Origin of the sequence: Nonomuraea sp. NPDC049607 (assembly GCF_040675375.1) — a bacterium.
In the GTDB taxonomy this organism is placed as follows: domain Bacteria; phylum Actinomycetota; class Actinomycetes; order Streptosporangiales; family Streptosporangiaceae; genus Nonomuraea.
Window position 1 is genome coordinate 115,463 of sequence record NZ_JBFAOV010000016.1, and the last position, 10,674, is coordinate 126,136.

A 10,674-nucleotide genomic window follows, 5' to 3' on the forward strand; every position below is an offset into this window, starting at 1 on the left:
CGTGAGGCGAAAGCACGCGCTGCGGCGGTCGAAGGACGGCACGTTCCACGACCATGGCGACGACGATCCCTCACTCTCCGACGCGCGCGGCTACGAGGCGTTCGGCCGGGTGATGGCCGCCCTCGCGACCGAGGCCGACTTCATCGAGTGCTGCCGCGATCTGACGTGGTGGCGCGGCGCCGACCGGAGCTGGCACATCGAGTGGCGCGACGGGCCCTACGCCTCGGAGGTGGCCGCGCTGCTCGCCGAGCAGGCGGGCGACGCCGACGAGAGCGAGCCCGCGGCCGCCGGCCACTCGGGCGCCGGCTCGGCGGTGCTGGAGGTGATGGGCGTGCGGTTCGAGCTGCGCGCGGTCGACCCCATGGGCCGGGCGCGGGTGCGCGCGCGTCCCGGGCTGTGGCGCCTGGCCGAGGCCCTCGACACCACCCGCCGCACCAACACCCGCCATCCGTGGGAGGAGCTGCTCGGCGGCTGAGCCGTGCTACGCCTCGCCGAAGACGTGCGGGGCCAGGCGGGCGCGGTGCGCCTGCGGCGGGCCGAGGAGCTGGGCGTCGGACGCGGCCCGCTTGAGATACCGGTGCGCCGGATGTTCCCAGGTCACCCCGATCCCGCCGTGCACCTGGATGTTCTCGCCCGCCGCCGTCAGGTAGGCCTCCGCGCAGTACGACCCCGCCACGGCGGCGAAGACGTCCGGCTCCGCCGCGGGCTCGGCCGCCGACTCCGCCGACTCCGCCGACTCCGCCGCCGCGTGTGCCGCCGCGTGTGCCGCCGCGTGTGCCGCCGAGCGGGCGGACTCCACGAGCAGCAGCACGTCGGCCAGCTTGTGCTTGATCGCCTGGAACGAGCCGATCGGCCGGCCGAACTGCCGCCGCGACCGGGCGTACTCGGTGGCCATCTCCAGGCAGCGGGCCGCGCCGCCGGTCTGCTCGGCCGCCAGCGCCGCGATCCCGAGGTCCCGTACGCGGGCCCACGACGTCCCCGGGCCCAGCAGTCGCACGGGTGCGCGGTCGAAGGCGAGGCGGACCAGCGGCCGGGTCTCGTCCACGGTCGGGTACGCCGCCCGCCGCGTCGGCACGGCCTCCACCAGGTGCCCGCCGGCGTAGGCGAGCACGACCTCGCCCTCCAGCGCGTACGGCACCGCCCCCGAGAGCCGGTCGCCCTCCAGCAGCAGGTCGCCCTCCAGCAGCAGGTCGCCGTCGCCCGGCAGCACGACGGTCGCCGTCGCCGCCCCCGAGGCCAGCTCCGGCAGCAGCCGCGCGCGCGCCGCGCCGTCCCCGTCGGCCATGAGCGCGCCGACGGCCATCACGGCCGACTGCAGGAACGGGTGGGGTGACAGCGCGCGTCCCAGCTCCTCGGCCACGGCCGCCGCCTCCCGCGGGCCGCAGCCGGCGCCGCCGTACCGCTCGGGCACGAGCAGCCCCGCCACGCCCACGTCGCGCGCGAACGCCTGCCATGTCGCGTCCGGCCGGTCGGCGAGATAGGCGCGGACGACGGCGCCGAGCTCATCGGAGAGGGTCACCCGAACATCCTAAACCAAGCGATTGCTTGCCTTAGATCCGGATGACCGAAATTTGCCTTTTTAGGATGGATACATAATCTGGATGCGGTCATCCCTAGACATTTCCGGGGGAGGGATTGACCAGGGAATGAAGATGAACCACACCGCAATCGAGTACGCCGACTTCGCCGAATGCGACCGGCGTCTGCGCCGCATGGAACACCACGTGCTGGCGGCCTTCCTGGCGGGACTGGCCGTGGGCCTGGTCGGCATGCTCACCGCCGGCAAAGGACCGGTCTGGTTCGGCCAGCTCTACGACCCGTACGCCTACCTGACCCTCGCGCTGGTCGTGGGCGCCACCGCGTCGGGGTTCGGCTGGGCGCTGCTGACCACGTTCCTGGCGGCGGTGTCCACCCTGGTCGCGGCCATGGGCGCGAGCGCGCTGCGCGGTGCGGACGGCTTCGACATCATCGGCGGCGGCGTCGCCGGCCTGAACTGGACGGTCGGCCTGCTCGTCGGCCTCGGGCTGCTCGCCTACGTCACCCGCAGGAGGGACGCCTGGGGCGACCTGGCCGCGGGCGCGATCGGCGCCCTGCTCATCGCCGACGTCGTCGACCGCGCGACCCCCGGGTTCATCGACAGCGAGCCGGCGTTCTGGCCGGGACCCGCCACCGTGGTCGCGCTGCTGGCCGTCGCCCTGGTCGTGGTGCTGCGCAGGAACAGGCGGGCCCGCGTGCGCGCGCTGGCCGTCTCGGCCGTCTTCGCGGGCCTGTTCTCGGTGGGCCTGGCCGTCTTCGTGGGCGGCTGGCTGCCCCTCTCCGCCTGATCGCACGCCCCGGCGATCCGGCCTCTCGTCCGTACGCGCCCGTTTAACGCCGAGCGGCATGGCTCCCCGAGTCGATAGCCTGTAGTCCTTCACATCCAGGCCCGAGCAAGGAGTAGCCGTGTTGCTGCGCATGTCGTCGTTGTTTCTTCGCACCCTGCGGGACGACCCGGCAGACGCGGAAGTGCCGAGCCACAAGCTCCTCGTCCGCGCCGGCTTCGTCCGCCGCGTGGCGCCCGGCATCTACTCGTGGCTGCCCCTCGGCAAGCTGGTGCTGGAGAACGTCACCAGGATCGTCCGCGAGGAGATGAACCGGATGGGCGGTCAGGAGGTGCTCTTCCCCGCCCTGCTGCCCCGCGAGTACTACGAGGCCACCGGCCGCTGGACCGAGTACGGCGACAACATCTTCCGCCTCCAGGACCGCAAGGGCGCCGACTACCTCCTCGGCCCCACGCACGAGGAGCTCTTCACCGACATGGTCAAGGGCGAATACTCCTCGTACAAGGACTACCCGGTCACGCTCTACCAGATCCAGACCAAATACCGCGACGAGGCCAGGCCCAGGGCCGGCATCCTGCGCGGCCGCGAGTTCCTGATGAAGGACTCCTACTCCTTCGACCTCGACGACGACGGCCTCAAGCGCTCCTACGAGCAGCACCGCGAGACCTACATCCGTACGTTCGAGCGGCTCGGCATCGAGTACAAGATCGTGTTCGCCACCTCGGGCGCGATGGGCGGCTCGGCCTCCGAGGAGTTCCTGGCGCCCACCCCCACCGGGGAGGACACGTTCGTGGCCTGCCACTCCTGCGGCTACGCGGCCAACGCCGAGGCCGTCACCACCGCCGCGCCGCCCGTCCGCGACCTCGACGGCGCCGCGCCGATGCGGGTCCTCGACACGCCCGACACCCCGACCATCGAGTCGCTGGTGTCCTACGTCAACGAGCGCCACGGCCTGTCCGTCACCGCCGCCGACACGCTGAAGAACGTCGTCGTCAAGGTCACCACGCCCGGCTCCGACAAGGTCGAGACGCTGATCGTCGGCGTGCCCGGCGACCGCGAGGTCGACTTCAAGCGCCTGGAGTCCGCGCTCACGCCCGGCGAGCCCGCCATCTTCGAGGCCGCCGACTTCGCCGCCCACCCCGGTCTCGTACGCGGCTACATCGGCCCGCAGGTCCTGCGCGAGCTCGGCATCCGCTACCTCGTCGACCCCCGCGTCGTCACCGGCACCTCCTGGGTCACCGGCGCCAACGAGCCCGGCAAGCACGCCGTCGACGTGGTCGCCGGGCGCGACTTCGTCCCCGACGGCACGATCGAGGCCGCCGAGGTGCGCGCGGGCGACCCCTGCCCCCGCTGCGGCTCCCCGCTGTCCATCGACCGCGGCATCGAGATCGGCCACATCTTCCAGCTCGGCCGCAAGTACGCCGACGCCGCCGGCCTCGACGCCCTCGGCCCCGACGGCAAGCCCGTCCGCATCACCATGGGCTCGTACGGCATCGGCGTCTCCCGGGCCGTGGCCGTCATCGCCGAGCAGGCCCACGACCAGCTCGGCCTGGTGTGGCCGCGCGAGGTCGCGCCCGCCGACGTGCACATCGTCGGCACCGGCAAGGAGAACCAGGTCGAGGCCGCCCTTGAGCTGGCCGGCGAGCTGGAGGCGCAGGGGCTGCGGGTGCTCGTCGACGACCGCGCCCAGGTCTCGCCCGGCGTCAAGTTCAAGGACGCCGAGCTGCTGGGCCTGCCGACGATCGTGGTGATCGGGCGCGGGCTGTCGCAGGGCGTCATCGAGCTGCGCGACCGGGTGACCGGCGTCAAGGAGGAGATCCCCCTCGCCGAGGCCGCCACGCGCATCCTGGCCGCCTGCCGCTGACCCGCCCGCCGTGGGGGCCGGGCCACCGTCCCGGCGCCGCGGTGGTCAGCCCCCGTCGGGGCCGCGCCACCGGTCCGGCGCCGCGGTGGTCAGCCGCCGGGGCGTGACGGCGACGTCGTGGGGGCGGGGCTGCTGCCCGGCATGCCGGGGAAGGCCGCGGGCGGTGCCGGCTGGAAGGCGTAGGCGCGGGTCGCCGACTCCTGCATGGCCAGCGCCGCGTATCTGCGCAGCGTCGCGTCGCGGGCGGCGGCCAGCTCCAGATAGGCGGCCGTGATGCCGTTCTCCACCTGCGCCGCCAGCCGGGCGGCCTGCGCGCCGCCCGTGGGCACGTACGGCAGCGCGTAGGAGGGCTCCGACTCGTTCGGCCTGCCCCCGCGGCTGGTGATCAGGCTGCGGAGCTGATCGCGGTGGGCCCGGTGGGCGTCGTACGCGGCGCCGGTCAGGTCCCGCAGGACGCCGCTCGTACGCGCCCCCAGGAGGCCGTAGGCGAACACGGCGGCGTGTTCGGCGGCCAGGGCCTTGCGCAGCTTCTCGATGTCGTCCCCGTCCACCACGACCCCGTTCACGATGATTTCGGCAGCGACACGGCGTGGACCGCCTCGCACGCCCCGATGCTGGCGATGAGCTGGGCCACGCCGGGGGACAGGCCGGCGAGCTGACGGGGCCGCTGGGCCGCCGCCCGGCGCTCGACGTCCCGCAGCCGCGCCAACGAGGGCTTGGGGGACTTCGACGGCGTGGCGGCGGGCGACGCGCCCGGCGAGACCGGCGCGGTCGGCGTGGCGGCGGGCGGTGTGCCCGCGGGCAGGTATTTGCGCAGCTCGGCCAGGTGCGCCTGGTGACGGGCGCGGAAGGGCTCCAGGGAGTCGGCGCCGCCCGCGATCAGCGCCGAGTAGAGGGCGACCGTGCGTTCCTTGTCGGCGATCACCTGCCGCAGCAGGACGGTCTCGGGCGAGTCGGGCTCAGGGGCCGCGGGCTTGGCCGGGCCCGAGGCGCTGCAGGCCGTCAGGGCGGCCGCTCCGCCCGCCAGCACGGCTCGCCTGGAGAGGTGACGCGGGCGCACGGGCTTGGACCTCCGGTGACTACGGACCCGGTGACGACGGACCCCGGTGACCGGGATGCCGCCGGAGACGGCTCCAGGTGACTGCGGGCGCAGATAGCATCGTACGGGCTGGTGCCCGGGAACGCCGTCAGGCGACGCTCCGCCACTCGACCACGACGAGTGGCGCTCTCCTCGTGCCTCCGTACAGATAGGGTGTCAACTGTCGTCGCTGGCTGCGCAGCCGGCCGACGGAGAGCCAGTGGCGAGGTCCGCCCGGCTGAGACATGACAATAGGGGAGGTCGATATGGGCAGCGCATCATCCCGCGACCACCTGATGAAGCTCCTGGAGCCTGTGGTCGGCGCGGAGGGCCTCGATCTGGAGGACGTCACGGTCACCCAGGCGGGCAAGAGGCGGTTGCTGCGCGTGATCGTCGATCGCGACGGCGGCGTGAGCCTCGACGACATCGCCGACGTGAGCCAGGCCGTCTCCACCGCGCTCGACGAGGACGACGTGATGGGGCAGGCCGCCTACACGCTTGAGGTCTCCTCTCCGGGCGTCGACCGCCCGCTCACCGAGCCGCGCCACTGGCGCCGTGCCGCCAAGCGGCTGGTGAAGGCCGAGATGAGAGACGGCACCGTGATGGAAGGCCGCATCCTGGCGGCGGACGAGAGCGGCGTCGACCTCGACGTCGCGGGCTCCGCGCGCCGGCTCGATTACCAGGACCTGACCCGAGGCCGGGTGCAGGTGGAGTTCCGCCGGATCGACGACACCGACGACGTCGACGGCGACGAAGGCTAAGGGGGAAGCCTCGTGGACATCGACATGAGCGTCCTGCGCAGCCTGGAGCGGGAGAAGGACATCTCCTTCGACCTGGTCGTCAAGGCGATCGAGGACGCGCTGCTGATCGCCTACTTCCGCACCGAGGGCGCTGCGCCCAAGGCACGCGCCGAGCTCGACCGCGGCAGCGGTCACGTCACGATCTGGGCGGCCGAGCTCGACGACGAGGGCGACGTCGTCAGGGAGTTCGACGACACTCCGGGCAACTTCAGCCGGATCGCCGCGACCACCGCCAAGCAGGTCATCCTGCAGCAGCTCCGCGACGCCGAGGACGAGATCAACTTCGGCGAGTTCGCCAGCCGCGAGGGCGAGTTGGTCTCGGGCGTGATCCAGCAGGGCAAGGACCCGCGCGTGGTGCTGGTCGACCTCGGCAAGATCGAGGCCGTCCTGCCGCACGCCGAGCAGGTCCCCGGCGAGGACTACGTGCACGGCGAGCGCATCCGCGCCTACGTGGTGCAGGTGAAGAAGGGCCACAAGGGGCCGTCGGTGACGCTGTCGCGCACCCACCCCGGCCTGGTCAAGAAGCTTTTCGCGCTGGAGGTGCCCGAGATCGCCGACGGCACCGTCGAGATCGCCGCGGTGGCCCGCGAGGCCGGCCACCGTACGAAGATCGCGGTCAGGTCGCGCAAGCCGGGCGTCAACGCCAAGGGCGCCTGCATCGGCCCGATGGGCTCGCGCGTCCGCAACGTGATGACCGAGCTGCACGGCGAGAAGATCGACATCATCGACTGGTCCGAGGATCCGGGCGACTTCGTGGGGAATGCGCTGTCTCCGGCGCGTGTTTCCCATGTCGAGGTTCTCGATCTCGAAGGACGGGTCGCAAGAGTGACGGTCCCCGACTACCAGCTTTCGCTGGCCATCGGTAAGGAAGGGCAGAACGCCCGGCTTGCCGCCAGGCTCACCGGATGGCGCATTGACATCCGGCCTGACACCCAAGCCGAGGACGCCGCCGGTTCCGTAGATGCGTCAACACGGTAAGCTGGAATATGGTGGCCACGCGGCCCCACAGCGCACCTGTGTGGGCTGCAGGGTTCGCACGGCTAAGTCCGAGCTGCTCCGTCTGGTGCGGATCGAGGACCATGTGGTCCCTGATCTGCGAGGACGGCTTTCTGGCCGCGGTGCATCGCTGCATCCGTCCTTGAGCTGTCTGGAGCTCGCCGAGCGCCGCCGAGCGTTCCCGCGCGCGTTCCGCGTGCCGGGGCCGCTTGACGTCGCAGGTGTGCGGGCACACCTGGAGGGAGAATCACGAAATGTCATGTAGGACGCCGAGTTGATGGGCGGAGTCAGATTGCTATGAGCGCCTGATGAGCACGCGGCGATGAAGACGTCAAGTTAACGACGGTCCGGACGGCACAGCCAGCCTCCCGGGCCGAGTAAGGGAGTGCAGTGGCGAAGGTCCGGGTATACGAGCTCGCTAAGGAGTTCGGCGTAGAGAGCAAGGTCGTCATGGCCAAGCTCCAAGAGATGGGGGAGTTCGTCCGTTCGGCGTCCTCGACCATCGAGGCGCCGGTGGTCCGCAGGCTCACCGAAGCTCTGGGCGCATCGAAGGGTGGGCCCTCCAGGGGCGGCGGTTCGTCGTCCAACAGGCCGCAGCCGCCGAAGGCTGCGCCCCGTCCGGCCGAACAGCAGGCCGGCAACGGCGCCGCGGAGGCGCCGACCCCAACTGCTCCGCGTCCAGGTCCGGGTCCGAGGCCCGGCCCGCGTCCCGGCCCCGCGACCGGCGCTCAGCCGCGTCCGCCGGTGCCGATGCCCCACCAGCCGCAGCAGCAGCCCGAGGCGGCGCGCGGCGAGACCTCCGGGGCTCCGCAGGCCCGCTTCGAGAGCGCGGCCGGTTCCGGCGCGCCCTCGCGTCCGGCTCCGGGGCCGCGTCCGGGTCCCGCCGCCCGTCCGGGTCCCAAGCCCGGTCCGGCGCCTCGTCCCGGGCAGCCTTCCGGTGGCGGCGGCGGTCAGCAGCAGGCTCCGCGTCCGGGTGCGCCCGCAGGCGGCGGCCCGCGTCCTGGTCCCGGTCCCAAGCCGGGTCCGCGTGGCCCGCGTCCGGGCAACAACCCGTTCTCGTCCAACGCCAGCGGCATGGGCCAGTCCCGTCCGCCGCGTCCCGGCGGTGGCCGCGACGGCGGTGGCCCCGGCCAGCGCGAGCGTCGTGAGGGTCCGCCGCGTGACGGCGCGGGTCCCCGTCCGCCGCGTCCCGGTGGCGGCGGCGAGGCCGGTCCGCGTCCCGCTGGTCCGCGTCCCGGTCCGCCCGGTGCGGCCGGTCCGCGTCCCGGTCCCGGCGCGGGTGGTCCCCGTCCGGGTGGGCCGCGTCCCAACCCGATGATGATGCCGCAGGGTCGTCCTGCCGGTCCGGGCGGTGGCCCGCGTCCCGGTGGTGGCGGCGGTGGCGGTCGTCCCGGCGGCGGTGGCGGCGGTGGCCGTCCCGGCGGTGGCGGCGGTCGTCCCGGTGGCGGCGGCGGTTTCGCCGGTCGTCCCGGTGGCGGCGGCGCCGGTCCCCGTACCGGCACCGGTGGTCCCGGTGGCGGCGGCGGTGGTTTCGCCGGTCGTCCGGGTGGCGGCGGCCGTGGTCGCGGCGGTGGCACGGCGGGCGCGTTCGGGCGTCCCGGTGGCCGTCCCGCGCGTGGTCGTAAGAGCAAGCGTCAGAGGCGCCAGGAGTTCGACAACATGTCGGCGCCGGCGATCGGCGGTGTGCAGGTCGCTCGCGGCAACGGCGCGACGATCCGCCTGCCGCGCGGTGCGTCGCTGTCCGACTTCGCCGACCGCATCGGCGCGAACCCCGCCTCGCTTGTGCAGATCATGCTGCACCTCGGCGAGATGGTGACCGCGACCCAGTCGGTCAACGAGGAGACGTTGCAGCTCCTCGGCGCGGAGCTCGACTACAACATCCAGGTCGTCAGCCCGGAGGAGGAGGACCGCGAGCTTCTCGAGGCCTTCGACATCGAGTTCGGCGAGGACGAGGGCGACGAGGGCGACCTTGCCGCGCGTCCGCCGGTCGTGACCGTCATGGGTCACGTCGACCACGGTAAGACCAAGCTGCTCGACGCCATCCGCAAGACCAACGTGGTGGCGCGCGAGGCCGGTGGCATCACCCAGCACATCGGTGCCTACCAGGTCCCCGCGGTGCACGAGGGCGAAGACCGGAAGATCACCTTCATCGACACCCCGGGTCACGAGGCGTTCACCGCCATGCGTGCCCGAGGCGCCAAGTCCACCGACATCGCGGTGCTGGTGGTCGCGGCCGACGACGGTGTGAAGCCGCAGACGATCGAGGCGCTCAACCACGCCCAGGCGGCCGACGTGCCGGTCGTGGTCGCGGTCAACAAGGTCGACAAGGAGGGTGCCGACCCCAACAAGGTCCGCGCCCAGCTCACCGAGTACGGCCTGGTCGCCGAGGAGTACGGCGGCTCGACCCTGTTCGTCGACATCTCGGCGAAGAACGGCACGGGCATCGACAACCTCCTCGAGGCCATCCTGCTCACCGCCGACGCCGAGCTCGACCTGCGGGCCAACCCGACGATGGACGCCCAGGGCATCGCGATCGAGGCCCACCTCGACAAGGGCCGCGGCCCCGTCGCGACCGTCCTGGTCCAGCGCGGCACGCTGCGCGTGGGCGACTCGATCGTGTGTGGCGAGGCCTTCGGCCGCGTCCGCGCGATGCTCGACGACAACGGCGACGCGGTCGAAGAGGCCACGCCGTCGCGTCCGGTCCTGGTGATGGGTCTGACGGCCGTTCCCGGCGCCGGTGACAACTTCATCGTCGTCACCGACGACCGCATGGCCCGCCAGATCGCCCAGCAGCGCGCGGCGCGCAAGCGCAGCGCCGACATGGCGAAGTCGAGCCGCCGTCTCACCCTCGAGGAGCTGTTCAGCAACCTCGAGAAGGGTCGCGTCGACGAGCTCAAGCTCATCATCAAGGGTGACGTGTCCGGTTCGGTGGAGGCCCTGGAAGACGCCCTGCTCAAGATCGACGTCGGCGACGAGGTCAGGCTCCGTGTCCTGCACCGCGCGGTCGGCGCCATCACCGAGTACGACGTCAACCTGGCCGTCGCCGACGACAACGCGGTCATCATCGGCTTCAACGTCCGCCCCGAGCCTCGGGCGCGCGACCTGGCCGAGCGCGAGGGCGTCGACATCCGCTACTACTCGGTCATCTACCAGGCGATCGAGGAAATCGAAGCGGCGCTCAAGGGCATGCTCAAGCCCGAGTTCGAAGAGGTCCAGATGGGCACCGCCGAAGTCCGCGAGGTCTTCAAGGTGCCGAAGATCGGCAACGTCGCCGGTTCGCTGGTCCGCTCCGGCACGATCGTCCGCAACAGCAAGGCCAGGGTGATCCGCGATGGCGTCGTCATCGCCGACAACCTGACCGTCTCGTCCCTGCGTCGCTTCAAGGATGACGCCACCGAGGTCCGTGAGGGCTTCGAGTGCGGTATCGGTGTCGGCTACAACGACATCCGGATCGACGACACGATCGAGACGTTCGAGATGCGGGAGAAGCCGCGGGTCTGACCCGCGGCCGGGGGGGGGGGGGGGGGGCGGGCCCGCCGGCCCGCCCGCCGGGGCGGCGCCGCGCCCCCCCCGCGCCGGCCGGCCGGGGCAGCCCCCCCCCCCCCACCGGGCGCG

At 72.5% G+C, this 10,674-nt stretch carries 10 protein-coding genes; 7 read left to right on the plus strand and 3 right to left on the minus strand.

Features of this window, described 5'->3' with window-relative positions:
• Position 1: 1 nt before the first annotated feature.
• A complete protein-coding gene (locus AB0J97_RS28875) occupies positions 2-475 on the plus strand; it encodes a hypothetical protein (RefSeq protein ID WP_357694434.1) in 474 nt (157 codons plus the stop codon).
• A 6-nt stretch (positions 476-481) separates the two neighbouring features.
• Here AB0J97_RS28875 and AB0J97_RS28880 read toward each other — a convergent pair whose 3' ends face one another.
• Entirely contained in the window at positions 482-1,519 is a 1,038-nt protein-coding gene (locus AB0J97_RS28880; RefSeq protein WP_364094044.1) for an acyl-CoA dehydrogenase family protein, read from the minus strand.
• A gap of 133 nt (positions 1,520-1,652) precedes the next feature.
• Here AB0J97_RS28880 and AB0J97_RS28885 point away from each other — a divergent pair, with 133 nt between their 5' ends.
• Together AB0J97_RS28885 and AB0J97_RS28890 are read left to right on the plus strand one after the other, a co-directional pair.
• Positions 1,653-2,324 carry a hypothetical protein gene (locus AB0J97_RS28885; RefSeq protein WP_357694430.1) on the plus strand — a complete coding sequence of 224 codons (672 nt, stop codon included), beginning with the start codon at positions 1,653-1,655 and terminating at the stop codon, positions 2,322-2,324.
• A 118-nt stretch (positions 2,325-2,442) separates the two neighbouring features.
• On the plus strand, positions 2,443-4,185 hold the full coding sequence (locus AB0J97_RS28890; RefSeq protein ID WP_364094048.1) for a proline--tRNA ligase: 1,743 nt from the start codon (positions 2,443-2,445) through the stop codon (positions 4,183-4,185).
• 89 nt (positions 4,186-4,274) lie between these two features.
• Here AB0J97_RS28890 and AB0J97_RS28895 read toward each other — a convergent pair whose 3' ends face one another.
• Both AB0J97_RS28895 and AB0J97_RS28900 read right to left on the minus strand, forming a co-directional pair.
• A complete protein-coding gene (locus tag AB0J97_RS28895) occupies positions 4,275-4,751 on the minus strand; it encodes a ferritin-like domain-containing protein (RefSeq protein ID WP_364094051.1) in 477 nt (158 codons plus the stop codon).
• On the minus strand, positions 4,748-5,245 hold the full coding sequence (locus tag AB0J97_RS28900; RefSeq protein ID WP_364094054.1) for a hypothetical protein: 498 nt from the start codon (positions 5,243-5,245) through the stop codon (positions 4,748-4,750). Before AB0J97_RS28900 ends, AB0J97_RS28895 begins: the two co-directional genes overlap by 4 nt.
• A 284-nt stretch (positions 5,246-5,529) precedes the next feature.
• Here AB0J97_RS28900 and rimP point away from each other — a divergent pair, with 284 nt between their 5' ends.
• From rimP to infB, 4 genes are all read left to right on the plus strand, one after another.
• Positions 5,530-6,024, plus strand: a complete 495-nt coding sequence (gene rimP, locus AB0J97_RS28905; protein ID WP_364094057.1) for a ribosome maturation factor RimP — start codon at positions 5,530-5,532, stop codon at positions 6,022-6,024.
• Between the two features lie 12 nt (positions 6,025-6,036).
• Positions 6,037-7,041, plus strand: a complete 1,005-nt coding sequence (gene nusA, locus AB0J97_RS28910) for a transcription termination factor NusA (RefSeq protein ID WP_357694420.1) — start codon at positions 6,037-6,039, stop codon at positions 7,039-7,041.
• The gene (locus AB0J97_RS28915; protein ID WP_357694418.1) at positions 7,025-7,324 is read left to right on the plus strand and encodes a YlxR family protein; all 300 of its coding nucleotides are present in this window, start codon (positions 7,025-7,027) and stop codon (positions 7,322-7,324) included. Before nusA ends, AB0J97_RS28915 begins: the two co-directional genes overlap by 17 nt.
• A gap of 125 nt (positions 7,325-7,449) precedes the next feature.
• Positions 7,450-10,560, plus strand: a complete 3,111-nt coding sequence (gene infB, locus AB0J97_RS28920; RefSeq protein WP_364094062.1) for a translation initiation factor IF-2 — start codon at positions 7,450-7,452, stop codon at positions 10,558-10,560.
• The last annotated feature ends 114 nt before the right edge of the window (positions 10,561-10,674 follow it).

Bases quoted from the DNA above. Each gene is read 5' to 3' on its own strand.
- rimP (WP_364094057.1), top strand. From the start codon at position 5,530: ATGGGCAGCGCATCATCCCGCGACCACCTGATGAAGCTCCTGGAGCCT.
- AB0J97_RS28885 (WP_357694430.1), top strand. From the start codon at position 1,653: ATGAACCACACCGCAATCGAGTACGCCGACTTCGCCGAATGCGACCGG.
- AB0J97_RS28915 (WP_357694418.1), top strand. From the start codon at position 7,025: ATGCGTCAACACGGTAAGCTGGAATATGGTGGCCACGCGGCCCCACAG.